The following is a 23,090-nucleotide window of genomic DNA, read 5'->3' as shown; positions in this document are numbered from 1 at the left end:
CCATATCTGTGATCGGTTTTGCGCGTGAAAGGGCTAGGAAGCGGGCATCGGGCAGGGCATCAACGCCTGAGCGAACACGCGATCAGAAAGGATCCCCTGATGCGACCGATCTTCCGTGCCCCCCCTGCAAGACGGCTGGCCCTGTCCGTGGCCATGACCGCCCTGATGGCCGCCCCCGCCCTTGCCGCGCCCATGGCCTGCGGTCCGGCCGGTCCGTCGCGCCTGACCGTCACCGGCGAGGGGCAGTCCCGCATCGCCCCCGACATGGCGACCGTCCAGCTGGGCGTGACCACGCAGGCCGACAGCGCCGCCGCCGCGATGGAGCAGAACAACACCCAGCAGAGCGCCGTGATCGAGGCGCTGACCGGTGCCGGGATCGACGAGGCGCAGATCCAGACCTCGGGGCTGAACCTGAACCCGCTGATGCAGTATGGCGAAAACCAGGCCCCGACCGTCACCGGCTATCAGGCGACGAACACCGTTGCGGTGCGCGTGTCCGACCTGGCCCGTCTGGGCGAGGTTCTGGACGCCATCGTCACCGCAGGTGCCAATGAGATCAACGGCATCACCTTCAGCCGCGAGGATGGCGCCGAGGCGCAGGATCAGGCCCGCCGCGATGCCGTGACCGACGCACGCCGCAAGGCCGAGCTGCTGGCAGAGGCGGCGGGCGTCGACCTGGGCCCGGTGCTGACGTTGCGCGACATTCAGACCGGTACGGGCGGCCCGCGCCCGATGATGCGCATGGAGGCCGCGATGGCCGATGCCGTGCCCGTCCAGGCCGGAGAGGTCGAGATGGCCGCCCAGGTCGAGATCGAATACGCGCTGGCCGGAGAGGGTGCCTGTGCGCCGATGCCGCCGCACGGTATGGGCATGCATCACGGCGACCGCGGTCATGGCGGCCCCGAGCATGGTGGGCCTGAGCATGGTGGCCCCAAACATGGCGGCCCCGCCGGTGGTCCGGCGGGCGGGCCTGACGGCAGCCCCGTGCATCCGCCGATGCCCGGCGACGGCGCACCCGCGCCGGACGAACCGATCGTGCCCGGCATCGTCGAGCCGCTGCCCGAGACCCCGGCGAACTGACCGGACGACAATGCAGGGACGGGCCGGGGGTCGCCCCCCGGCCCGTTTCGTCAGGCGATGGCCTTGGTCAGGGCCTGATCCAGGTCGGCGATCAGATCGTCCGCATCCTCGATGCCCACCGACAGGCGGACGACCTCGGGGGCGGCACCGGCGGCGCGCTGCTGATCCTCGGTCAGTTGGCGGTGGGTGGTGGAGGCCGAATGGATCACCAGTGACCGCGCATCGCCCAGGTTCGCCACATGGCTGAACAGCGACAGCGCATCGACCAGCTTGACCGCCGCCGCATAGCCGCCCCTGATCGCGAAGGTGAACAGCGCCCCGGCGCCCTTGGGATACAGCCGGCGCGCCGTCGCGTTCCACGGAGAGCTGTCCAGGCCGGCATAGGTCACCCGCTCCACCCGGTCGTCGGCCTCCAGCCAGGCGGCGACCGTCTGCGCATTGGCGACATGGCGTTCCATCCGCAGGCCAAGCGTCTCGATCCCCATCAGCGTGTAATGCGCGCCCTGCGGGTTCATGGTCATGCCCAGATCGCGCAGCCCGATGGCGATGCCGTGAAAGGTGAAGGCCATGTTGCCGAAGGTCTCGTGGAATTTTAGCCCGTGATAGGCGGGTTCCGGGGCAGACAGGCTGGGGAACTTGTCGCTGGCGGACCAGTCGAAGGTTCCGCTGTCCACGACCACGCCGCCTGTGACCGTGCCGTTGCCGGTCATGTATTTCGTCAGGCTGTGCACGACCAGCGTCGCGCCCATCTCGATCGGGCGGCACAGATAGGGGGTGGCCAGCGTGTTGTCGACGATCAGCGGGATCCCCGCCGCATCCGCGATGGCCGCGACCGCCGGAATGTCGGTGACCGACCCGCCGGGATTGCTGATCGATTCGCAGAAGACCGCGCGCGTGTCGTCGTCGATCGCCGCGCGCAGCGCCTCGGGGTCGTCGAAATCGACGAACTTGGCCGACCATCCGAACCGCCGGATCGTGTGGCTGAACTGGGTCACGGTGCCGCCATAGAGCCGGGTCGAGGCCACGATGTTGCGCCCCGGCGCCATCAGCGGAAACAGCGCCATGATCTGCGCCGCATGGCCCGACGAACAGCAGACCGCGCCCGCACCCCCCTCCAACGCCGCGACGCGCGCTTGCAGGGCCGCGACGGTCGGGTTGGTCAGGCGCGAATAGATGTATCCGACCTCCTGCAGGTTGAACAGGCGCGCGGCGTGGTCGGCGTCGCGGAAGGCATAGGCCGTCGTCTGATAGATCGGCACCTGCCGCGCCCCGGTCGCCGGGTCGGCGGCCGCCCCCGCATGGATCGCCCGCGTGTCGAAACCCTGTTGATCGCTCATGGTGTCCTCCCTCCGATGTGGCGCAAGCCTAGTCGCCGGGCCGGGCGGGCGGCAATCGGGAAAAGGCTTCTCCGGCGGGGGGCCGGGGCAGGGGAAATCCTCTTCTCAGCGGCCTTGGCGGCGCGCCATGAAGGCCAGCTTCTCGAACAGGGCCACGTCCTGTTCGTTCTTCAGCAGCGCGCCGTGCAGCTTGGGCAGCATCGTCGCAGGATCGCGGGCCAGATCCTCGGGAGACAGGTCCTCGGCCAGGATCAGCTTCAGCCAGTCCAGGAATTCGCTCGTCGAGGGCTTCTTTTTCAGCCCCGGCACGTCGCGCAACTCCATGAATTGGGACAGCGCGCTGTCCAGCAGGCGGGGTTTCAGCCCCGGGTGATGCACCTCGACGATGGCGCGCAGGGTCGCGGCATCGGGAAACCGGATATAATGGAAAAAGCACCGCCGCAGGAACGCGTCCGGCAGCTCCTTTTCGTTGTTCGAGGTGATGATGACCACGGGCCGGTGCGCGGCGCGCACCGTCTCTCCGGTTTCGTAGACGTGGAACTCCATCCGGTCCAGTTCCTGCAGCAGGTCGTTCGGAAACTCGATATCGGCCTTGTCGACCTCGTCGATCAGCAGCACGACCCGCGCGGGGGCGGCAAAGGCCTGCCACAGCTTGCCCCGCCGGATATAGTTCGACACGTCGTTCACCCGCGCGTCGCCCAGCTGGCTGTCGCGCAGCCGACTGACCGCATCGTATTCGTACAGCCCCTGCTGCGCCTTGGTCGTGGACTTCACGTGCCATTCGATGATGGGCATGCCCAAGCTGGCGGCAACCTGCCGGGCCAGCTCCGTCTTTCCGGTTCCGGGCTCTCCCTTGACCAGCAACGGGCGTTCCAGCGTGACGGCGGCGTTCACCGCCAGGGCCAGGTCGGGCGGGGCCACATAGCGGTCGGTTCCCGTGAACTGCATGAAAACTCTCCTTTAGCGCAAGGTGCTTGGCCGCAACTGCCCGCAAAGTTGCGGCGAATTGCACGCCGCGCATCATTAGCGCCCTGAACCCTAGTGACAAGCAGCACGTCATACTTTAAGGGACCGCGCAAGGTGCCGGTAATTTTGCTCCGCCCGGCGCCGCCGGAGGACGTAATGAAAGCCCAGACCTTCCTTCCCCAGGATTATCGTCCCGCCGAGGACGAACCCTTCATGAACGAGCGTCAGCTCGAATATTTCCGGCGGAAGCTCGAGGCCTGGAAGCAGGAACTGCTCAGCCAGTCGGCCGAGACCCTGGAAGGACTGCAGGACAGCGCCCGCAGCGTTCCCGATCTGGCCGACCGCGCCAGCGAGGAGACCGATCGCGCGCTGGAACTGCGTACCCGCGACCGTCAGCGCAAGCTGGTCAGCAAGATCGACGCCGCGCTGCGCCGCATCGAGACCGGCGATTTCGGCTATTGCGAGATGACCGGCGAGCCGATCAGCCTGCGTCGTCTGGATGCCCGTCCCATCGCCACCATGACGCTGGAAGCGCAGGAGCGTCACGAGCGCAAGGAACGCGTTCACCGCGACGACTGATCCATCCGTCAGCGCCGCGCCAGGCCCCGCCCGGTGCGGGGCCTTGTCATATCCAGAGGTCCGATCCATGTCCGCGCTTGAGAACCGCCCCGTGACCGTCATCGGCGCCGGAATCGGCGGCCTGACGGCGGCCCTGGCCCTGGCGCGACGCGGGGCGCAGGTCACGGTCGTGGAACGCGCGCCCGAACTGGGCGAGGTCGGTGCGGGGATCCAGATCTCGGCCAATGCGGTGCGGGTGCTGGATGCGCTTGGCTTGGGAACCGCGCTGGATGGCGCCGCGCTGCGCACGGATGCGGTACAACTGAACGACGAACGCGGGCGGCGCGTGCTGCGCATGGACCTTCGGGCGCACCGCCCGGAGGCGCGCTTTCTGCTGATCCACCGCGCCCGGCTGATCGGTTTGCTGGCCGATGCGGCACGGCAGGCGGGCGTGACGATCCAGCTTGGCGTGACGGCGGCTGATGCCGATGGGCTGACCATCGCCGCCGACGGGCTGCGCAGCACGCATCGGGCAGCACTGAACGGCCAGCAGGTGCCATTCTTCACCGGCCAGACCGCATGGCGTGCCCTGATCCCCGATTCCGGAGGCGCGCCCGTCGCGCAGGTCTTCATGGCCGCGCGCAGGCATCTGGTCAGCTATCCGCTGCCCGGCGGCCTGCGCAACATCGTGGCCGTCGAGGAACGCCCGGACTGGCAGGATGAGGGCTGGTCCCATCCCGGCGACCCCGACCGCCTGCGCGCGGCCTTTGCGGGCATGGGCGGGCCGGTGCCGGGCTGGCTGGCCCAGGTGGACCATACGCATCTGTGGGGTCTCTTCCGCCATCCGGTCGCGGCGCGCTGGCACGACGACCGGCTTGCCCTGCTGGGCGATGCGGCCCACCCGACGCTGCCCTTTCTGGCCCAGGGCGCGGGCATGGCCATCGAGGACGCCTGGACGCTTGCCGCCTGCCTGGACGCGATCCCGGATCAGCCGCAGGCCCTGGCCCGCTATCAGGCGCTGCGCCAGCCGCGCGTGACCCGCATCGTCGATGCGGCGAACGCCAATGCCCGCAACTATCATTTCGGGGGTGTCATGCGGATCGGCGCGCATTCGGTGCTGCGCGTGGCGGACCGTCTGGCGCCGTCGCTGATGCCCGGCCGTTTCGACTGGCTCTATGACTTCGATCCCGTGGGACAGATACCCTGACCCGCCATCGGCACCCCTCCGCGACGGGGTCCGGGGGGCGCATAGCCCCCCGGCCGCCGCGGGACGCAAATCAGGCTGCGCGTTCGACCGCCGCGACGATGCCGTCGACGACCTCGCGCAGGACGGCCTCGTCCTCGGCCTCGGCCATCACCCGGATCAGCGGCTCGGTCCCCGATTTCCGGATCAGCACACGGCCAGACCCGGCCAGACGCGCCTCGGCATCCGCGATCATGCGCTTGACCGGCTCGGCCGCCAGCGGATCGGCACCCGCGGCATAGCGGACGTTCTTCAGCATCTGCGGCACGGGTTCGAACTGCGCGACCAGTTCGCTTGCCGCCCGACCCGTCTCGGCCATCGCGCCCAGCACCTGCATCGCGGCCACCAGCCCGTCGCCAGTGGTGGCATAGTCGGTCATCACGATATGACCAGACTGTTCGCCGCCCAGGTTAAAGCCGCCCTCGCGCATGCGCTCGACCACATAGCGGTCACCGACCTGCGTCCGCTCCAGCCGCAGGCCGCGTGCGGTCAGGTAATGCTCCAGCCCCAGGTTTGACATGACCGTGGCGACCAGCGCGCCGCCTGCAAGCCGGCCCTGTTCGGCCCACCGCCCGGCCAACAGCGCCATGATCTGGTCACCATCCGCCACGCGGCCCGTCTGGTCCACGATCACCACCCGGTCGGCATCGCCGTCCAGGCTGATTCCCAGATGCGCGCCATGGGCACGGACCGCATCGGCGCAGGCCTGGGGATGCGTGCTTCCGACGCCGTCGTTGATGTTGAATCCGTCCGGCTCGACGCCCAGGGGGATCACATCCGCGCCCAGCTCCCACAGGACGTCGGGCGCGGCGCGATAGGCGGCGCCGTTCGCGCAGTCCAAGACCACCTTCAGCCCGTCCAGCCGCAGCTTGGCCGGGAAGGTCGTCTTGGCATATTCCATGTAGCGACCCCGACCGTCGTCGATCCGCTTGGCCCGGCCGATGCTGGCCGGGGCGACCGGTTCCATCGCGCCCGCGACCAGCGCCTCGATCTCGGCCTCGGCCTCGTCGGACAGCTTGAAGCCGTCGGGACCGAAGAACTTGATGCCGTTGTCCTCGGCCGGGTTGTGGCTGGCCGAGATCATGATCCCCAGATCGGCCCGCATCGACCGCGTCAGGAACCCGACGGCCGGCGTCGGCACCGGGCCCAGCAGCAACACGTTCATGCCCGTGCTGGTCAACCCCGCCGTCAGCGCGTTTTCCAACATGTAGCCCGACAGGCGAGTGTCCTTGCCGATCACCACGCGGTGCCGGTTGCGCCCGTCGCGGCGAAAGTAACGGCCGGCGGCGGCGCCAAGGCGCAGCGCCATCTCGGCGGTCATCGGATAGGTGTTGGCGCGCCCGCGGACCCCGTCGGTGCCGAAAAGCTTCCTGCTCATGTCCCTGCCTTCCCGTTCTTGTTGAGGGCCGCGATCAGGCGCAGCCCCTGTGCGTGTTCCGCGACATCGTGGACGCGGTGGATCTGGACCCCCTGGGCCACGGCCGCGACCGTCAGGGCCAGCGTGCCGGGCATGCGCTCTGCCGCCAGGTCGGCCCCGCCGATCCGGCCGATGAAACGCTTGCGCGACACGCCCAGCAGGATCGGGCAGCCCAGCCCATGATACAGCGAAATCCGCCGCAGGATCGCCAGATTATGCGCCTCCGTCTTGCCGAAGCCGATGCCCGGATCGATCACGATGCGATCAGCGGGAATGCCCGCCCGGACCGCCCGGTCGATGCGTGCGGCCAAGGCATCATAGACGTCCAGCAGCACGTCGTCGTAACGCGGGTCGTCCTGCATCGTGGCGGGCAGCCCCTGCGCATGCATCAGGCAGACAGGTACCTCGGCACCGGCCACCATGGGCGCCAGTCCCGCGTCAAAATCAAAGCCCGACACGTCGTTGACCATACCCGCCCCGGCGGCAAGCGCCGCCTGCGCGACCGCGGCCTTGCGCGTATCGACCGATATCGGCAACAGGCCGCGGGCGGCGCCGATTGCGGGCAGGATGCGGGCGATCTCGTCCGGGACGGCGATCTCCTCGGCTCCGGGACGTGTCGATTCGCCGCCGATGTCCAAAAGGTCCGCCCCATCCGCCGCCAGGGTCCGCGCCTGCGATGCAGGATCGTACCGGCCGCCGTCCGAGAAGCTGTCGGGGGTCGCATTGACGATGCCCATCAATCGCGGTCGGTCCAGCGTCAGGCCCAGGACGGACGGCCGCGGGGCCGTCAGGGCCACCATCACGCGATCTGGTGCGCTGTCGACGATGCGCGGGGCCGCGCCGCGTTGCAGGCATTCCAGATGCGTGAACCTGGTCCACCCCCCGGCGAGGGGCCAGCGGCCGCTCTGATCCTGCGGTATCGGGCGATAGTAGAGGCCGTCCTGCATCATCGGATGTCAGGCGGTGCGCAGATGCGCGACGTTGACCGCCAACCCGTCCGGCACGACCGGCAGCGGCCTGTCGGCAGGGCCGGCGAAATCGATGTGATGGGCCCCAAGACGCCCCGCCAGCCACAGCGCGAGGCTGTCGGGACCGTCGCCTGCATCCGGGGCATCGGCGGCAAGACGCGTGGGCGCCCAGATCACCGGCTGGCGCAGCTGGATCGCGGCGTCCAGTTCGGTGCGGGTCTCGGCCACCTCGATGCCCAGGTCGCCGCCAAGCCGCCATGCGGCCTGATCCAGCGACAACAGCGCCAGGCGGCGGGCATGCGGCCCGTCATCGGTCATGGGCAGGGCGCCCGGAACGATCACGACCGCCCCCGTGGCCAGCGGTGCGCCGGGGGCGTGCACCAGGATCGCCACCTGTGCGGCCACGCCCGTGGCGGGCACGCGGCCCCGATGGCGGATGATCGACACGCCAAGGGCGCCCGGACCGCGGTCCAGCTTTTCGACGCTGACGGTGATGCGGGCGGCGCGGGGATGGGCCAGCACCTCGGCGGCGATGCGTTCGGCCAGCGTCTCGACCAGGTTGTAGCGCTGATCGGCCAGCGCTGTGTCCACCGCCTGCGTCAGTACGTCATAGGACAGCACGGCGTCGACATGATCGCCGCTGTCCGCGACGGTCTCTCGCAGATCCACGGTCAGGTTGAATCGCAGGCGCTGATCCAGGCCACGTTCCGATTGAAAGGCGCCGATCTCGGCCGAAAGGACGTAGTCGCGCAGAAAGATGCGGTCGGGATGTTCCATATCCGCCATTCACAGCAAATCCGCGGCGCGGGCAACCCCCGCCGCAGACCTCAGTTCGAGGCGACGCGCTGATTGGTACGATAGAAGATGTGGCGGCCGATCTGGACGGTGCGCTGGAAACGGCGTGACCAAGACGGGCTGACCGCCGGGGTGTGGAAATAGGTGGCGCCACCGGTCAGCTGGCGCGGTGCGCCGGCCAGCGCTTCGGCCGCGATGTCCTGGGCACGCAGATAGGCGGCCTTGTTGCGGATCGGCTTGGCGCCGCCGATGGTATAGCTGAACTGGCTGGGCTGGTTGATCACGCCGCAGACGGTGCGGGGAAAGGCGCCGCTGTCAACGCGGTTCAGGATGACCTCGGCCACGGCCATCTGACCCTGACGACCTTCGCCGCGGGCCTCGTGGTAGAGGGCCTCTGCCATGCAGTCCAGATCGGCGCGGGAAATCACCTTGCGCGTGTTGGCCAGATGCAGGGTTTCGACGGGCTCATCGGGAGTGATCTCGACCGTGACGGGCATCACGTCGGTATAAAGCAACGGCGTGGGCCGCGGAGCGTTCGCGGCGGCTTGCAAAGCGCCGAACATGCCGGTATCGGCGGAAAAAAGCGATCCGTTTCCCCCGGCAAGGGCAGTGGTCGTCAGAAGGGGCATGGCTGTTGCCGCACATAAAAGAGCGTGCGCCAGCCGTTTCGACAGCTTGGGCATGTACAGTCCTATACAAGGTCCCGTGTTGACGGGGCATTAATGCCCGGTCGACAGGGATGGTCTGTCACGCCGGGCGGGCTGACGATGTGATTAGGATTTTCGGCATCTGTTGTGCCATCCCACTTCGGCGTGAGGCCCGGAACCGGCCCGTTCGGGGCAGTTTTGGGCAGCAATCCGCCACGCCGTTGCGCGGAAACCGGCAACTTCCGGCACATGGGTGTAAGGGTCAGATGTTATGTCCAGCCAAATCAGCAACTTGCAGTTGCAGAATCACGACCGGGGCACAGGCGGGCGGTTTCTGATGGCCGATTGCGCCGCCGCAAGCCGCGCGACCGGCACGCGGAAGGGTGAACAGGACACGTAGTCCACGCCCGCCTGATGGCAGAACGCGATGGATTCGGGGTTGCCGCCATGCTCTCCGCAGACGCTCAGGGTGATGCCCGGAGCCTGCGCGCGGGCCCGCTGCACGCCGATCAGCAACAGCTCTCCGACCCCGTCCTGATCCAGGACATGGAAGGGATCCTCGGCATAGACCCCCTGGCCCACATAGGTCCCCATGAAGCGCCCGGCATCGTCGCGCGACAGGCCATAGGTCATCTGCGTCAGATCGTTCGTGCCGAAGGACAGGAAGGCGCTGTGGGCCGCGATGTCGCCGGCACGCAGGGCGGCACGCGGCGTTTCCACCATCACGCCAAGGCGATAGGTGAAATCGGTGCGCATCTCGTTCCTGACGGCGGCCGCGACGGCGTCGATGCGGGTCTTGACCAGCTCGACCTCGCGCATGGCGCTGACCAGCGGGATCATGATCTCGGGGACGACGGGGTCGCCCTTGCGGCTGGCTTGGACGGTCGCCTCGAAGATCGCGCGGGCCTGCATGTCATAGATTTCGGGAACGGTGATCCCAAGACGGACCCCCCGCATGCCCAGCATCGGGTTGAATTCGGTCAGGGCCTCCACGCGCCGGGTCACGTCCGACAGCGGCAGGTCCAGCGATTCGGCCAGTTCGCGCAGCCCCTCGCGGTCATGGGGCAGGAATTCGTGCAGTGGCGGGTCGAACAGCCGGATGGTGACGGGAAGGCCGGCCATGATCTCGAACAGGCTGGCGAAATCCTGGCGCTGCATGGGCAGGATGCGGTCCAGGGACAGGCGCCGGTCCTCGGGCGTGTCGGCAAAGATCATCTCGCGCATGGCGGGCAGGCGTTCGGCGTCGAAGAACATGTGCTCCGTGCGGCACAGGCCGATGCCCTGGGCCTGGAACCGCCGGGCGGCGCGGGCGTCCTCGGGGGTGTCGGCATTGGCGCGCACGCCCATGCCGCCCGCATCCGCGGCCCAGTCCATCAGCTGCGTGAACGCATCGTCCAGCGCGGGGGGCAGCAGGACGGCCGCGCCCGCCAGAACCTCGCCAGAGCTGCCGTCGATGGTGATCTCGTCGCCCTCGTGCAGGATGCGGGATCCGGCACGCACGGTGCGGGCGCGGGCGTCGATGGTCAGGCCGCTGGCGCCCACGATGCAGGGCAGGCCCAGGCCGCGGGCGATCACCGCCGCATGGCTGGTCGTGCCGCCCCGCTCGGTCAGCACCGCGACCGAGGCGTGCATGCCGCGGATGTCCTCGGGCACGGTTTCGCGCCGCACCAGGATGCAGGGTTCTCCCCGTGCATGGGCGGATTGCGCGCTGGCGGCGGAAAAGACGATGCGCCCGGTGGCGGCGCCGGGGCTGGCATCGATGCCGCGCGCGATCACGTCGCGGGGCGCGCGTGGGTCGACCTGATGGTGCAGCAGGTCGGCCAGGGCACGCGGCTCGACGCGCATCAGCGCCTCCTCGGGGGGGATGATACCGTCGCGCGCCAGGCTCACCGCGATGCGGACGCCGGCGCGGCTGCCACGGGCCACGCGGGTGGCGTCGATGACGCTGATCCGGCCCTCGGTCACGACGAACTCGATCTGCATCTCCTCGCGCAGGCGCTCGCGGGCGGCAATGCCGAAGCGGACCAGGTCGGCAAAGATCTCGGGCGCGGTGTCCTCCAGCGCGGGGCCGCGGTCGTCGCGGGTCAGGAACAGCGTCTCGGCGCCCGCCCCGACGGTCGCGCCATGGCGCTGGCCGCGAAAGCGTCCGGTGACGCGCGGGGTACCGGTGACGGGGTCGATGAACTGGATCGTGCCCGATCCGCAGATGCCCGGACCAAGCGCCAGCGCCATTTCCTGCACCACCAGACCCAAGGGCGCATCCGCGGGCGCACCCTTGGCCTGACGCAGCAGGCGGGCGGTCGGCCCGTCCCATGCACGCGCCATGCTGCGCAGCACCTCGGACAGCTGTTCGGTGGGGTCCTGGGGGAAGGGCTGGTCCATCTCGTCCTGGTAGTGCCGCAGGCTGGCCGCCAGGGCATCGGGGCCGTCCTGCGTGAACAGGTCAGGGTCCAGCCGCGCGATATGGATCGCATAGCTTTGGACGAAGGACAGATAGACCGCGTCCGCATTGTCGCGCCCGATCACCTCGGCCAGCCGCGCGTGCAGCGCATCGTTGATGCCGACGTTCAGGACGGTTCCGGGCCCGCCCCATTCCGGCATCGCGGCCGAGGGGCGCACGCTGACCAAGCCGCTGCCCGCAAAGATGTCCAACAGGGCGTCGGGCTGGATGCGCCGTCCCTGGGCGATCATGCGGACGGTGTCGGCAGGGATCGCAAAGCTGCGCGGGACGGGAAGCTGCATCCGGACCAGCCGCTGCAGGCATTTCGCACGCCACCCATGCAGCTCGCGGCTGATCGGGGCCGAGGGCGTGATCTGCAATGCGGTGGCGGGTGGGGGTGCGCTGGTCATGACCCCGGCATCCTAGGGGCGGCGACCGCAGTCCCGCAAGGCCATTATGCGGCAGTGCAGCAGAGGACCATGCGGCGCGTCCGCGCATGGCGCCGGATCGTCGATGAAAGAAGGGATATCCCCGCAGGGAGGGGGATCAGGGGACCGTGGCCCCCTGATCGGATCGCATGGGGATCAGCCCTCGGCGTCTTCCGCCGGGGCTTCCTCGGCCGGGGCGTCGGCAGCGGGTGCCTTCTCCGCGGGGGCGGCCGTGTCACCGTCCGCGATGGTCACGGTCATCATGTAGTCGGGCTCAGACACCGATCCATTGGTGGCGGCGTCGCCCTTCTTGATGGAGTCCAGCACGTCCCAGCCTTCGATCAGCTGACCCACGACGGTATATTCACCGTCCAGGAACGGCGCCGGGGCCAGGTCGATGAAGAACTGGCTGTTGGCACTGTTGGGGTCCATGGCACGGGCCATGCCAACCGTTCCGCGGTCGAAGGTCTGTTCGGTGAACTCGGCCTCCAGGTCTGGCAGGTCGGAACCGCCCATCCCGGCCATCGCCGTGTCGCCGTCCTGACGGCCGTTCTCGACGTCGCCGGTCTGCGCCATGAAGCCGTCGATGACGCGGTGGAACACCACGCCGTCATAGGCACCCGAATTCGTCAGCTCGACCAGGCGGGCGACGTGGTTGGGCGCCAGATCCTCGCGCAGGTCCAGCACGATCGTGCCCTTGGACGTGCCTTCGGCATCGGCAACCTCGATGACCATGTTCGGGCCGTCGGTATCCTCGACCTGCGGGTTGGTCCCCTGCGCGGTCGCGGCGGTGCCCAGCATCAGCAGGGCCGGAATCAGAGCGGCCTTACGCATCGGCGGCCACCTTGACGCTGATCATGCGGTCCGGGTTCACTGGCGGCTCGCCACGGGCGATCTTGTCGACATGCTCCATCCCCTCGATGACGCGGCCATAGACGGTGTACTGGCCGTTCAGGAAATGGTTGTCCTTGAAGTTGATGAAGAACTGGCTGTTCGCGCTGTTCGGGTTCTGCGACCGCGCGGCGCCGATGGTGCCACGGTCATGGGGCAGCTTGGAGAACTCGGCCGGCAGGTCCGGCTTGTCCGATCCGCCCGTGCCGGCGCGGCCGGGGTTGTAGTCCTTTTCCATGTTCGCATGGGCCACGTCGCCCGTCTGGGCCATGAAGCCCTCGATGACGCGGTGGAAGGCCACGTTGTCATAAGCGCCGGCGCGGGCCAGTTCCTTCATGCGCTCGGCATGCTTGGGGGCCACGTCGGACAGCAGCTCGATGACGACGGGGCCGTCCTTGAGCTGGATGACGATGGTGTTTTCAGGGTCCTTGATCTCGGCCATGAGGCCCTCCTTTGTCAGGTGCGACCCCTGATCTAGGGTCTGTCGCTGCCCTGCGCAACGCGCGAAACCGTTATGGGGTCCGACCGGCAGGGCGGCGCGCATCCACCGGGCGCGGTTGACGCCGCGCCTGCCATGCGGGACAAGTTCGCCAACTCTTGGACCCTGAAGGATGCGACATGGCAAAGTTCAACACCATCGACGACATGGATCTTGACGGAAAGGTCGTGCTGACCCGGGTCGACGTGAACGTCCCCGTCGAGGACGGCCAGGTCACCGACACCACCCGCATCGACAAGATCGTGCCAACGGTCAAGGACATCCAGGCCAAGGGCGGCATCCCCGTGCTGCTGGCGCATTTCGACCGCCCCAAGGGACAGCGCGTCGAGGGCATGAGCCTGCGCCAGATCGTTCCCGCGCTGGAGGCGGCGCTGGGCCAGCCGGTCGTCTTCGCCGACGACTGCATCGGCGGTCCCGCAAAGCGCGTCGTCGCGGCGCTGCAGCCGGGGCAGGTGGCCCTGATGGAGAACACCCGCTTTCACGCAGGCGAGGAACAGAACGACGGCACCTTCGCCGCATCGCTGGCGGCGCTGGGCGGTGCCTATGTGAACGATGCCTTCTCGGCGGCCCATCGCGCCCATGCCTCGACCGAGGGGCTGGTGCGGCTGATGTATGCAGGTGCGGGTCGCCTGATGGAGGCAGAGCTGAAGGCGCTGGACGCGGCGCTGGGCGATCCGCAACGGCCGGTGATGGCGGTCGTGGGTGGTGCCAAGGTCTCGACCAAGCTGGATCTGCTGACGAACCTGGTCGAGAAGGTCGACCATCTGGTGATCGGCGGGGGAATGGCCAACACCTTCCTGGTGGCCAAGGGCGTCGAGGTCGGCAAGTCGCTGGCCGAACGCGACATGGCCGATACCGCCCTTGCCATCCTGGAGAAGGCCGATGCCACCGGCTGCAAGATCCACCTGCCGGTGGACATCGTCGTGGCACGCGAGTTCAAGGCAGGCGCGGCATCCGAGACGCTGCCCGTCGATCAGTGCCCGGCCGATGCGATGATCCTGGATGCCGGTCCCGAGACGGTCGAGGCGTTGCGTCAGGCGATGACCGCCTGCAAGACGCTGATCTGGAACGGCCCGCTGGGGGCCTTCGAGATCGAGCCCTTCGACGCGGCTACCAACGCCGCCGCGCGCGCCGCGGCCGAACTGACCGCGCAGGGACAGCTTGTGTCGGTCGCGGGTGGGGGCGACACCGTCGCGGCGCTGAACAAGGCGGGTGCGGCGGAGGAGTTCACCTTCATCTCGACCGCGGGAGGCGCGTTCCTGGAATGGATGGAGGGCAAGACCCTGCCGGGCGTTGCAGCACTGGAAGCCGCCAAGCGCTGAGCGAACGGCGCGCCCTAGCCTCCGGTCTGAGCGGCCTTGGCGCCGTCCTCATAGGCCCAAAGCATCTTGAGCCACTGGGCATAGGCCATCGGCGGGGTGACGCGTTCCGCCGATTGCACCGTGGACGCGGGCAGCAGTTCGGTCTGGCTGGCACCCGCCGTGATGGGGCGCATCCAGACCGTCCGCTGGTCCGCGCCGATGCGGGTTTCCAGCGCGCTGGACCCGATGCCGAAGATCGGCAGCTGATAATGCGCCAGGGTCGTGGTCATGAACATGGCATCCTCCTGTCGGGGTCTGTCCCTGCCATGCAGGATGCGGACAATTCGTCAGAAAATCGATTCATCTGTGATTAAGCTTTTAGGGATCGCCCGCGCCGCGACGCAGCGGAAAACCGCATCTGGCTGAATTTGTTAGCGTAACCAGCATTGCTGCGGGTCCGGCGCATGCTATCCAGCAGCCGACAATGATAGGAGAGACCCATGCAGATGACCGATACGGTGCGCCGCATCCTGGCCAATTACGAGGGCGAGACGCCGGGCGTGAAGGCGCAGCTGGCCCGCATGATGATGACCGGAAAGCTGGCCGGCACCGGCAAGATGATCATCCTGCCCGTGGACCAGGGGTTCGAGCATGGTCCCGCACGGTCCTTTGCGCCGAACCCGGCCGGCTATGACCCGCATTACCATTATCAGCTGGCGATCGATGCCGGGCTGAACGCCTATGCCGCGCCGTTGGGCATGATCGAGGCGGGTGCGGACACCTTTGCAGGCCAGATCCCCACCATCCTGAAGGTGAACAGCGCCAACAGCCTGATGTCGGGCACGGCGGGCAAGAACCAGGCGATCACCGCATCGGTGGATGACGCGCTGCGGCTGGGCTGCGCGGCGATCGGCTTTACGATCTATCCGGGGTCGGACATGGCGCTGGACATGTTCGAGGAGATCGTGGCCATGCGCAAGGAAGCCGCCGCCAAGGGCGTGGCGACCGTCATCTGGTCCTATCCGCGCGGCGAGGCGATCACCAAGGACGGCGAGACCGCGATCGACGTGGCCGCCTATGCCGCCCAGATCGCGGCGCTGATCGGCGCGCATATCATCAAGATCAAGCTGTCGACCGACCACCTGATGCTGCCCGAGGCCAAGAAGGTCTACGAGGAGAAGGCGATCGACGTGTCCAGCCAGGCCAAGCGGGTCGAGCATTGCATGCAGGCCAGCTTTGGCGGACGCCGCATCGTGGTGTTCTCGGGCGGGGCGGCCAAGGGGACCGATGCGGTCTATGACGACGCGCGCGCGATCCGCGACGGCGGCGGCAACGGCTCGATCATCGGGCGCAACAGCTTTCAGCGGTCGCGCGAGGATGCGCTGGCGATGCTGGGCAAGCTGGTCGACATCTATCTGGGCAAGGACGCCTGACCAAACGGACGCGCCCCCGAAAACGGGGGCGCGACGCGATCAGCGCCTTGCGGCGCGGGACGGGGGCCGGTGGCCCCCTTTTTTCATACTTCCTCGATGCGCAGCTCGACCGGGTCGCTGACCAGGACTCCGGTGCGGGGCAGGGCCTCGATGGCGTAGTCGATGGCTTCGGGCGTGGTCTTGTGGGTCACGACCAGGACCGGGACGCTGGCCGGGCTGTGCTGGCCGTACTGGCGCATCCGGTCGATCGAGATGCCGGCATCGCCCAGGACCGTCGCGACCTTGGCCAAGGCACCGGGTTTGTCCTGCAGCTCCAGACGGATGTAATAGGCTGCGGGCACGGCCGTGCGGGCGGGCTGGGCCGCGGTCAACGATCCGGCAGGCTGTCCGAAGACCGGCATGCGGACGCCGCGCGCGATCTCGACGATGTCGGACATGACCGCGCTGGCGGTCGGGCCTTCGCCCGCGCCCGCGCCGCGCAGGACGATCTGGCCCACGCTGTCGCCCTCGATCACGACCATGTTGGTGCCGCCCACCAATTGCCCCAGCGGGCTGTCGGCGGGCACCAGGCAGGGCGACATCCGCTGTTCCAGCCCGCGGGCGGTCATCTGCGCGACGCCCAGCAGCTTGATGCGGTAGCCCATGTCGCGGGCGCGGTGGATGTCGTCGATGCTGACGCGTTCGATGCCTTCGATCTCGACCGCGTCGAAGTTGACCTGGGTGCCGAAGGCGATCGACGACAGGATCGCCAGCTTGTGGCCCGCATCGATGCCGCCCACGTCCAGCGTCGGGTCGGCCTCCAGATAGCCAAGCTGGCGGGCCTCTTCGAAGACGGCGTCATAGGGCAGGCCCGCGCTTTCCATCCGGGTCAGGATGTAGTTGCAGGTGCCGTTCATCACGCCCATCACGCGGGTGATGCGGTTGCCGGCCATGCTCTCGGTCATCGACTTGATCACCGGGATGCCGCCCGCGACGGCGGCCTCGAACCGGATCACGCGGCCCAGATCCTCGGCCAGCTTGGCCAGGTGCTGACCGTGCATGGCCAGCAGCGCCTTGTTGGCGGTCACGACATCCTTGCCGGACCGCAGTGCAGCCTCGATGCTGTCGCGCGCGACGCCCGCATCCCCGCCGACCAGTTCGATGAAAACATCGACGTCATCGGCGGTGGCGACCGCCATCGGGTCCGCCTCCCACCGATAGGACGACAGGTCCGCGTCGCGGTTCTTCATGCGGTCGCGTGCGCTGACGGCGGTGATCGCCACCGGGCGACCCGACCGCATCGCCAGCAGGTCGGCGTGTTTCTGAACGATCTTGACGACACCGATCCCGACGGTGCCAAGCCCGGCGATGCCGAGGCGGAGGGGGGACGACATGAGTGCCTCTCATCCTTGATTTTGCGGGTGTTAGCGCGCCGGGCCGCGTGTTGCAACGCGCGATGCGGTCGCGGCGCGGTCCTGTGGCATGCGTGCCGACGAACCGATCACGGGTCGGCGCCCGCCCATTCCCCATCGATCCCGGTCCGCCGCATCACCGACACGACCTGGCGCGCCGCCTGCAGGGTCAGGTCGCGGACCTGCAGGACGTCTTCCGCGCCCATGTCATGAGGATGGCGTTCCCCGCGGGTGTTGATGAAGGTCGGGTGCCACATGCCGGGCCGTGCCCCCGGCCGCCAGGACGCATGGCACAGCAGGTTGCGCATCCGCCGCAGGTCGGTCAGCGTCGGTGGCAGCGCGCCCAGCTCGACCCCCTCGCTGCGGCGGGCGGCGGCCAGAAAGCTGTCGATCAGCGTGCCCAGGGTGTCGTCGGCGATCTCCTCCATGCGGCGCAGCCAGGCCTCCAGGGCGTGGTCCTGCGCATCTTGGCCCAGACCCTTGCGGGTCAGTGAAAAGATCGCGCGCTTCAGCGCCTCCTCAAGAAAGCCGAAGGCCGCGACGGCATGGCCCAATGCCGCGGCCATCTTATCGGGCAGACGATCGGGCGCGCGGGGCAGGGGCATCATTCACGCCAAAGCTGCGCCACCCACGGGGTCGGCCGGACATAATGGCGCAGATGCTTCAGGAAGCCCTCGCGCCGCTGGCCGGTGAAGGCCGCGCGCAGGTGATCCAGCGGCGCGCGGGCCTCGTCGGCCTCGTCCCATCGGCCAAGGATCGCGTCGGGCGGGTTCAGGCTGCCGGGGAACATCACGATGCGCGTCCCGCGCGGGATCTTGGGATCGCGCAGATAGTTCAGGGGGAATATCGGCACGCAGTGAAAGCGGAAATGGGCCAGCCACCCGCGCGGCCAGAACTTGACCCCGCCCGGGGCATTGCGGGTGACAAAGCGCTGTTCGTACTTGTACTTGTCAGCGGCGGCCTGTGGGTCAGCGGCAAAGATCTTCTGCAGCGGCGCCAGATTGCCGACCCGCATCCGATAGACCGAGGTCTGGCCCATCTTCTCGAACGGCGTGTTGGGGTTCAGGCCAAGGATCGTGTCGTCCGGATCGCCATGTTCGAAGAACGCGTCAAGGCTGCCGGTGACGATCACGTCCAAGTCCAGGAACAGCACCACCCCCGTGACGTCGCCCAGATCCCCCCACAGCCGCGACTTGGGCCACTTGCCGCGGGTGTTGACCGGGGCCTGATAAGCGAAATCGGGCAGCGGGCGCACAGCGACATCTGGATGCAGGCCGGTCCCGTCATCGGTGAAACAGAACAGCCGGAAGGGCGGCGTGATGTTGCGGGCGATCATCGCATGCAGGCGGTTGACATATTCGGGACCGAACTTGGCACCCCACTTGATGCAGATGATCTGCTTGATCGATCCGTTGCGCCCGTCGTCCATGTCTCACCCATTCGCTTTGGGTGCAGGGTTTCACAGCCCGCACCGCGAGGCAAGCAGGCCTCACGGTTCCGCGCAGGCCACGGGGGGTGCGGGGGGCTGGCCCCCCGCCGTCGCGGGACGCAAATCTCAGGGTCGCGTCTCGCGGATCAGCCGCAGGATGTCCGCGGCTGCGGATGGGATGTTCGTGCCGGGGCCGAAGATCGCCTTGACCCCCGCACGGCGCAGGAAGTCGTAATCCTGCTGCGGGATCACGCCGCCGCAGATGACCAGGATATCGCCGGCGCCCGCATGCTGCAGGGCCTGGATCAGCTTGGGTGCCAGCGTCTTGTGGCCGGCGGCCTGGCTGCTGATTCCGATCACGTGGACGTCGTTGTCGATGGCGTCCTGCGCGGCCTCTTCGGGCGTCTGGAACAGCGGTCCCACGTCCACGTCGAACCCGATATCGGCAAAGGCGGTGGCGATCACCTTGGCACCGCGGTCATGACCGTCCTGGCCCATCTTGACGACCAGCATGCGCGGGCGTCGGCCTTCCTCCACGGCGAATGTCTCGACGTCGCGCTGGATCTGGGCAAAGCCCTCGTCCCCCTCATAGGCCGCGCCATAGACGCCGGCCAAGGTGCGCACCTCGGCGCGGTGGCGTCCGAATTCGTCTTCCATGGCCATGCTGATCTCTCCGACGGTGGCGCGGGCACGGGCGGCCTCGACGGCGGCCTCCAGCAGGTTGCCGCCCTCCCGGGCGCGGCGGGTCAGGTCGGCCAGCGTCCCGGTGACGCGGCCCTCGTCCCGCGTGGCGCGGATGCGGGTCAGGCGGGCGATCTGGCTGTCCCGGACGGCGACGTTGTCGATGTCCAGGATGTCGATCGGATCCTCGGCCTCCTTGCGGTACTTGTTGACGCCGACGATCACGTCCTCGCCCCTGTCGATCAGGGCCTGACGCCGGGCCGCCGTCTCCTCGATGCGCAGCTTGGGCATGCCGCTGGCCACGGCCTTGGTCATGCCGCCCATCTCCTCGACCTCCTCGATCAGGGCCCAGGCCTTTTCCGCCAGTTCCGCCGTCAGGCTCTCGATGTAATAGGACCCTGCCAGCGGATCGACGACATGGGTGATGCCCGTCTCCTCCTGCAGGATCAGCTGGGTGTTCCGCGCGATGCGGGCACTGAAATCCGTAGGCAGGGCGATCGCCTCGTCCAGCGCGTTCGTGTGCAGCGATTGCGTGCCGCCAAGCGCCGCCGACATCGCCTCATAGGCGGTGCGGATGACGTTGTTGTAAGGGTCCTGCTCCTGCAGGGACACGCCGGACGTCTGGCAATGCGTGCGCAGCATCAGGCTGCCCTGTTTCTTGGGCTCAAATTCCGACATGATCCGGTGCCACAGCAGACGCGCGGCGCGCAGCTTGGCGATCTCCATGAAGAAGTTCATGCCGATGGCAAAGAAGAACGATAGCCGCCCCGCAAAGGCATCGACATCCATGCCCGCCGCGATGGCCGCGCGCACATATTCGCGTCCGTCGGCCAGGGTATAGGCCAGCTCCTGGACCAGGTTCGCCCCGGCCTCCTGCATGTGATAGCCCGAGATCGAGATCGAGTTGAACTTGGGCATCTCGGCCGAGGTGTACTCGATGATGTCCGCGATGATCCGCATGCTGGGTTCGGGCGGATAGATATAGGTGTTGCGGACCATGAACTCCTTGAGGATGTCGTTCTGGATGGTCCCGGACAGCACGGCGCGTGAATGGCCCTGCTCCTCTCCGGTGACGATGAAGTTCGCCAGGATCGGGATTACCGCGCCGTTCATGGTCATCGACACCGAAACGCGGTCCAACGGGATGCCGTCGAACAGGATCTTCATGTCCTCGACCGAATCGATGGCGACGCCGGCCTTGCCCACATCGCCCTCGACCCGCGGATGGTCGCTGTCATAGCCCCTGTGGGTGGCCAGATCGAAGGCCACCGACACTCCCTGCTGCCCCGCGGCGAGCGCGCGGCGATAGAAGGCGTTCGATTCCTCGGCCGTGGAAAATCCAGCATATTGCCGGATGGTCCAGGGGCGGCCTGCATACATCGTGGCGCGCGGGCCGCGGGTGAACGGCGCGATGCCGGGCAGGCCGTCCAGGTGGTCCATCCCCTCCAGGTCGTCGCGGGTATAGACCGGCTTGACGGCGATCCCCTCCAGCGTGTCCCAGGTCAGGCTGTCGGGGTCGCGCCCCTTCAGTTCGCCCTGTGCCAGCTTGCGCCAGTCCTCCAGCGTGGGTTTTGTCATGATCCATCCTTTCCTGCCGACGGTCCTGCCCTATATTCAAGACATGACGAGGTGCCGATGAAGTTGAAATTTATGATATTCGTGATGGCGCTCGCGGCGATGGGCCCCGCGCGCGACGCGCCCCCGCCGGATGGCGCCTCCGTGCGGACACCGGACGGGGCGACGGCCGCGACGCAGCCGCGCGACACGGTGCCGCAACGCAACCCTGCTCGTCTGCCGCCGGTCGCGCAGCGCGTCGAGCCCGACCCGCTGCCGGACGCGTCCCCCCTGGACGACGGCTCTCCGCAGGTGCTGGACGCCGCTACGGTCGACCCGGACCAGTTCCTGTGGACGGCGCGCCCCGTGGTGATCTTTGCCGACACTGCGGACGACCCGGCCTTTGTCGACCAGGTGGCATCGCTGCGCCGTGACGGTCGGGCGCTGGCGTCGCGCGACGTGGTGCTTGTCCTCGACAGTGACCCGTCGGCCAACAGCACGTGGCGACAGCAGCTGCGCCCGCAGGGGTTCTCGCTGGTGCTGATCGACAAGGACGGACAGGTCAAGATCCGCCGCCCCGTCCCATGGGATGCCAGAGAGATCGGCCGCGCCATCGACCGTCTGCCCCTGCGCCGGCAGGAGATCGGGCGCGGCAGCGTGATGCGATAAGGCGCAGTGCCGCGAAACTTGTGGATTTGCGGCGCGTTCCCTATATCATGACCGGTATCCGGCACGGTTGCCGGATCAGCAGGAGGGTTGATCATGGCCAATTCGCGTTCCGACCGCAGCCTGTCGCAACCGCGCGCGCCCAAGGCGTCCGCCCGACCCGACGCACCCGTGCTGCGCAGCGAAGCCAAGCCGAAACCGACCGCCGTCAGCCGTGCGAACGAAATCGTGCGCGCCATCGGATTGCGTCCCATCACCGGCCTCTCGGGTCCGAAGATAGGTTACTGACCTCGGTCGCCGACAGACGCTCGCGCATCTGCGCCAGTTCCTGCGGCAGGCGCGCACCGATCTGTGCCGCGGCCTGCGCCTCGTCCTCGTCCAGCATCGCCTCGACCGCTTCGGCGCCGCCGCGCAGGCATTCGGTCAGCACCCGCATCGCCTGCAGGCCGGTATCGCGGGTTTCCTCCATCAGCTCCAGGTAATCGGCCATCATCTGCGCCGCCCGCTTGCCGTCGCTGCGGGCGATCCGGCGCAGGTCCGTGGCCAGCGCGCCCATGATCGACAACAGCCGATAGTAGAGCACGATCGGGTCGATGACCGGCGCGGGCAGGATGTGTATGTCGGAAATCACGGCCGCAAAGATGCGGTCGTTGGCCTGCTGCGGCAGGGTCGGCACGAAATCTCCCGACTCGATGCGCGACACCAGCAGGGCCGCGTCCTGCGGCGACGGCACCTGCTGCTCCAAGGCAAAGACATGCGCCCGGATCTCTGCCAGCAGGGCGCGCTGCAGGTCGGTCTCGCGCGCGCGGCGCAGCGTGGCGTCGCGGCGGCGGGTCTGGGACGCGACGACGATCCAACCGATGGCCACGAAAAGGCCGGTGACGACCGCCTGCTGCAGCTGCGGGCTGAGCCATTGGTCAAGCGGAGCCATGGGAACCTGTCTCGCGCCATGCGCGTCCTGTTTCGGAAGGAGCGATCATGCACCGATTCTGCCTGTCTACCGTCTTGGCCCTGTGGCCTGCCATGGCACCCGCCGACACTGCCCGCGGCCCCGCGCCGCTGCAGGCGGACACGCTTGCCGCACTGCGTTGGCAGGCGCGCCCTGTCGTTGTCCTTGGACCCGAGGCGCAGGTCGCACGGCAGATCGCAGACCTGCAGGCACATGCGGAGCAGTTGGCAGAACGCGAGGTGGTCATCCTGACCGACGGACCCGGTGCAGACGCACTGCGCGATGGGCAGGGGTTCCAGGTTCTGCTAATCGGCAAGGATGGCGGGATCAAGATGCGGTCGGCCAGGCCCGTCGCGGCAGAGGACATCCTGTCCCTGATCGACAGCATGCCGATGCGCCAGCAGGAGATGCGATAGC

At 68.0% G+C, this 23,090-nt stretch carries 23 protein-coding genes; 8 read left to right on the top strand and 15 right to left on the bottom strand.

The features are described from left to right. The first annotated feature begins 99 nt into the window (after positions 1–99). Complete coding sequence (locus EOJ32_RS11220; RefSeq protein ID WP_127898614.1) at positions 100–1,080, top strand: SIMPL domain-containing protein; 981 nt, start codon at positions 100–102, stop codon at positions 1,078–1,080. A gap of 50 nt (positions 1,081–1,130) precedes the next feature. Here EOJ32_RS11220 and EOJ32_RS11215 read toward each other — a convergent pair whose 3' ends face one another. Next, positions 1,131–2,417, bottom strand: a complete 1,287-nt coding sequence (locus tag EOJ32_RS11215; protein WP_127898613.1) for an O-acetylhomoserine aminocarboxypropyltransferase/cysteine synthase family protein — start codon at positions 2,415–2,417, stop codon at positions 1,131–1,133. A gap of 105 nt (positions 2,418–2,522) precedes the next feature. Continuing rightward, positions 2,523–3,365: a MoxR family ATPase gene (locus EOJ32_RS11210; protein WP_045999093.1), complete on the bottom strand. Its 843-nt coding sequence runs from the start codon at positions 3,363–3,365 to the stop codon at positions 2,523–2,525. A 174-nt stretch (positions 3,366–3,539) separates the two neighbouring features. Between EOJ32_RS11210 and dksA the strand changes: the two genes are divergently transcribed. Together dksA and EOJ32_RS11200 are read left to right on the top strand one after the other, a co-directional pair. Continuing rightward, on the top strand, positions 3,540–3,962 hold the full coding sequence (gene dksA / locus EOJ32_RS11205; protein WP_045984066.1) for an RNA polymerase-binding protein DksA: 423 nt from the start codon (positions 3,540–3,542) through the stop codon (positions 3,960–3,962). A gap of 67 nt (positions 3,963–4,029) precedes the next feature. Further along, a complete protein-coding gene (locus tag EOJ32_RS11200) occupies positions 4,030–5,148 on the top strand; it encodes an FAD-dependent oxidoreductase (protein ID WP_127898612.1) in 1,119 nt (372 codons plus the stop codon). 70 nt (positions 5,149–5,218) lie between these two features. Here the strand turns inward: EOJ32_RS11200 and glmM are convergent, their stop codons facing one another. The 7 genes from glmM to EOJ32_RS11165 form a co-directional block, all read right to left on the bottom strand. Then, positions 5,219–6,562 (bottom strand): phosphoglucosamine mutase, encoded by a 1,344-nt coding sequence (gene glmM / locus EOJ32_RS11195; RefSeq protein WP_045999095.1) that lies wholly within the window; start codon positions 6,560–6,562, stop codon positions 5,219–5,221. Further along, positions 6,559–7,551: a dihydropteroate synthase gene (gene folP / locus EOJ32_RS11190; RefSeq protein ID WP_371705454.1), complete on the bottom strand. Its 993-nt coding sequence runs from the start codon at positions 7,549–7,551 to the stop codon at positions 6,559–6,561. The genes glmM and folP overlap by 4 nt, the downstream gene beginning before the upstream one ends. A gap of 6 nt (positions 7,552–7,557) precedes the next feature. Continuing rightward, a complete protein-coding gene (locus EOJ32_RS11185) occupies positions 7,558–8,355 on the bottom strand; it encodes a dihydroneopterin aldolase (protein WP_240542413.1) in 798 nt (265 codons plus the stop codon). A 41-nt stretch (positions 8,356–8,396) separates the two neighbouring features. After that, on the bottom strand, positions 8,397–9,047 hold the full coding sequence (locus tag EOJ32_RS11180) for a cell wall hydrolase (protein WP_127898611.1): 651 nt from the start codon (positions 9,045–9,047) through the stop codon (positions 8,397–8,399). Positions 9,048–9,317: 270 nt separating this feature from the next. After that, positions 9,318–11,861, bottom strand: a complete 2,544-nt coding sequence (locus tag EOJ32_RS11175) for a putative PEP-binding protein (RefSeq protein ID WP_127898610.1) — start codon at positions 11,859–11,861, stop codon at positions 9,318–9,320. 174 nt (positions 11,862–12,035) lie between these two features. Beyond that, positions 12,036–12,713 (bottom strand): peptidylprolyl isomerase, encoded by a 678-nt coding sequence (locus EOJ32_RS11170; RefSeq protein ID WP_127898609.1) that lies wholly within the window; start codon positions 12,711–12,713, stop codon positions 12,036–12,038. Continuing rightward, the gene (locus tag EOJ32_RS11165; RefSeq protein WP_042251774.1) at positions 12,706–13,212 is read right to left on the bottom strand and encodes a peptidylprolyl isomerase; all 507 of its coding nucleotides are present in this window, start codon (positions 13,210–13,212) and stop codon (positions 12,706–12,708) included. The genes EOJ32_RS11170 and EOJ32_RS11165 overlap by 8 nt, the downstream gene beginning before the upstream one ends. A 176-nt stretch (positions 13,213–13,388) precedes the next feature. Here EOJ32_RS11165 and pgk point away from each other — a divergent pair, with 176 nt between their 5' ends. Continuing rightward, positions 13,389–14,591: a phosphoglycerate kinase gene (gene pgk / locus EOJ32_RS11160; protein WP_127898608.1), complete on the top strand. Its 1,203-nt coding sequence runs from the start codon at positions 13,389–13,391 to the stop codon at positions 14,589–14,591. 14 nt (positions 14,592–14,605) lie between these two features. Here the strand turns inward: pgk and EOJ32_RS11155 are convergent, their stop codons facing one another. Beyond that, on the bottom strand, positions 14,606–14,866 hold the full coding sequence (locus EOJ32_RS11155) for a hypothetical protein (protein ID WP_127898607.1): 261 nt from the start codon (positions 14,864–14,866) through the stop codon (positions 14,606–14,608). A gap of 204 nt (positions 14,867–15,070) precedes the next feature. Between EOJ32_RS11155 and EOJ32_RS11150 the strand changes: the two genes are divergently transcribed. Next, entirely contained in the window at positions 15,071–16,003 is a 933-nt protein-coding gene (locus EOJ32_RS11150) for a class I fructose-bisphosphate aldolase (protein WP_045999101.1), read from the top strand. 83 nt (positions 16,004–16,086) lie between these two features. On the opposite strand, the gene EOJ32_RS11145 is transcribed toward EOJ32_RS11150, so the two are convergent. The 4 genes from EOJ32_RS11145 to scpA form a co-directional block, all read right to left on the bottom strand. Next, the gene (locus EOJ32_RS11145) at positions 16,087–17,376 is read right to left on the bottom strand and encodes a homoserine dehydrogenase (protein WP_127898606.1); all 1,290 of its coding nucleotides are present in this window, start codon (positions 17,374–17,376) and stop codon (positions 16,087–16,089) included. 107 nt (positions 17,377–17,483) lie between these two features. Beyond that, complete coding sequence (locus tag EOJ32_RS11140) at positions 17,484–18,002, bottom strand: hypothetical protein (RefSeq protein WP_127898605.1); 519 nt, start codon at positions 18,000–18,002, stop codon at positions 17,484–17,486. Continuing rightward, complete coding sequence (locus EOJ32_RS11135) at positions 17,999–18,823, bottom strand: glycosyl transferase (RefSeq protein ID WP_127898604.1); 825 nt, start codon at positions 18,821–18,823, stop codon at positions 17,999–18,001. Before EOJ32_RS11135 ends, EOJ32_RS11140 begins: the two co-directional genes overlap by 4 nt. A gap of 126 nt (positions 18,824–18,949) precedes the next feature. Then, on the bottom strand, positions 18,950–21,082 hold the full coding sequence (scpA, locus tag EOJ32_RS11130; protein ID WP_127898603.1) for a methylmalonyl-CoA mutase: 2,133 nt from the start codon (positions 21,080–21,082) through the stop codon (positions 18,950–18,952). A 57-nt stretch (positions 21,083–21,139) separates the two neighbouring features. On the opposite strand from scpA, the gene EOJ32_RS11125 reads away from it, so the two are divergent. Beyond that, on the top strand, positions 21,140–21,727 hold the full coding sequence (locus EOJ32_RS11125) for a DUF4174 domain-containing protein (RefSeq protein WP_240542412.1): 588 nt from the start codon (positions 21,140–21,142) through the stop codon (positions 21,725–21,727). Between the two features lie 93 nt (positions 21,728–21,820). Further along, positions 21,821–22,012, top strand: coding sequence for a hypothetical protein (locus EOJ32_RS11120; RefSeq protein WP_045984253.1), 192 nt, complete (start codon positions 21,821–21,823; stop codon positions 22,010–22,012). Here EOJ32_RS11120 and EOJ32_RS11115 read toward each other — a convergent pair. Further along, on the bottom strand, positions 21,978–22,655 hold the full coding sequence (locus tag EOJ32_RS11115; protein WP_127898602.1) for a hypothetical protein: 678 nt from the start codon (positions 22,653–22,655) through the stop codon (positions 21,978–21,980). The genes EOJ32_RS11120 and EOJ32_RS11115 overlap by 35 nt on opposite strands. A gap of 47 nt (positions 22,656–22,702) precedes the next feature. Between EOJ32_RS11115 and EOJ32_RS11110 the strand changes: the two genes are divergently transcribed. After that, positions 22,703–23,089: a DUF4174 domain-containing protein gene (locus EOJ32_RS11110; RefSeq protein ID WP_127898601.1), complete on the top strand. Its 387-nt coding sequence runs from the start codon at positions 22,703–22,705 to the stop codon at positions 23,087–23,089. The last annotated feature ends 1 nt before the right edge of the window (position 23,090 follow it).

It is taken from the genome of Paracoccus sp. Arc7-R13, assembly GCF_004010775.1.
GTDB lineage: Bacteria > Pseudomonadota > Alphaproteobacteria > Rhodobacterales > Rhodobacteraceae > Paracoccus > Paracoccus marcusii.
This window is presented reverse-complemented; position numbering and strand designations above follow the sequence as displayed.

Coding starts and splice junctions, on each gene's coding strand:
- EOJ32_RS11220 (WP_127898614.1), top strand. CDS start 100: ATGCGACCGATCTTCCGTGCCCCCCCTGCAAGACGGCTGGCCCTGTCC.
- EOJ32_RS11215 (WP_127898613.1), bottom strand. CDS start 2,417: ATGAGCGATCAACAGGGTTTCGACACGCGGGCGATCCATGCGGGGGCG.
- EOJ32_RS11210 (WP_045999093.1), bottom strand. CDS start 3,365: ATGCAGTTCACGGGAACCGACCGCTATGTGGCCCCGCCCGACCTGGCC.
- dksA (WP_045984066.1), top strand. CDS start 3,540: ATGAAAGCCCAGACCTTCCTTCCCCAGGATTATCGTCCCGCCGAGGAC.
- EOJ32_RS11200 (WP_127898612.1), top strand. CDS start 4,030: ATGTCCGCGCTTGAGAACCGCCCCGTGACCGTCATCGGCGCCGGAATC.
- glmM (WP_045999095.1), bottom strand. CDS start 6,562: ATGAGCAGGAAGCTTTTCGGCACCGACGGGGTCCGCGGGCGCGCCAAC.
- folP (WP_371705454.1), bottom strand. CDS start 7,551: ATGATGCAGGACGGCCTCTACTATCGCCCGATACCGCAGGATCAGAGC.
- EOJ32_RS11185 (WP_240542413.1), bottom strand. CDS start 8,355: ATGGCGGATATGGAACATCCCGACCGCATCTTTCTGCGCGACTACGTC.
- EOJ32_RS11180 (WP_127898611.1), bottom strand. CDS start 9,047: ATGCCCAAGCTGTCGAAACGGCTGGCGCACGCTCTTTTATGTGCGGCA.
- EOJ32_RS11175 (WP_127898610.1), bottom strand. CDS start 11,861: ATGACCAGCGCACCCCCACCCGCCACCGCATTGCAGATCACGCCCTCG.
- EOJ32_RS11170 (WP_127898609.1), bottom strand. CDS start 12,713: ATGCGTAAGGCCGCTCTGATTCCGGCCCTGCTGATGCTGGGCACCGCC.
- EOJ32_RS11165 (WP_042251774.1), bottom strand. CDS start 13,212: ATGGCCGAGATCAAGGACCCTGAAAACACCATCGTCATCCAGCTCAAG.
- pgk (WP_127898608.1), top strand. CDS start 13,389: ATGGCAAAGTTCAACACCATCGACGACATGGATCTTGACGGAAAGGTC.
- EOJ32_RS11155 (WP_127898607.1), bottom strand. CDS start 14,866: ATGTTCATGACCACGACCCTGGCGCATTATCAGCTGCCGATCTTCGGC.
- EOJ32_RS11150 (WP_045999101.1), top strand. CDS start 15,071: ATGCAGATGACCGATACGGTGCGCCGCATCCTGGCCAATTACGAGGGC.
- EOJ32_RS11145 (WP_127898606.1), bottom strand. CDS start 17,376: ATGTCGTCCCCCCTCCGCCTCGGCATCGCCGGGCTTGGCACCGTCGGG.
- EOJ32_RS11140 (WP_127898605.1), bottom strand. CDS start 18,002: ATGATGCCCCTGCCCCGCGCGCCCGATCGTCTGCCCGATAAGATGGCC.
- EOJ32_RS11135 (WP_127898604.1), bottom strand. CDS start 18,823: ATGGACGACGGGCGCAACGGATCGATCAAGCAGATCATCTGCATCAAG.
- scpA (WP_127898603.1), bottom strand. CDS start 21,082: ATGACAAAACCCACGCTGGAGGACTGGCGCAAGCTGGCACAGGGCGAA.
- EOJ32_RS11125 (WP_240542412.1), top strand. CDS start 21,140: ATGAAGTTGAAATTTATGATATTCGTGATGGCGCTCGCGGCGATGGGC.
- EOJ32_RS11120 (WP_045984253.1), top strand. CDS start 21,821: ATGGCCAATTCGCGTTCCGACCGCAGCCTGTCGCAACCGCGCGCGCCC.
- EOJ32_RS11115 (WP_127898602.1), bottom strand. CDS start 22,655: ATGGCTCCGCTTGACCAATGGCTCAGCCCGCAGCTGCAGCAGGCGGTC.
- EOJ32_RS11110 (WP_127898601.1), top strand. CDS start 22,703: ATGCACCGATTCTGCCTGTCTACCGTCTTGGCCCTGTGGCCTGCCATG.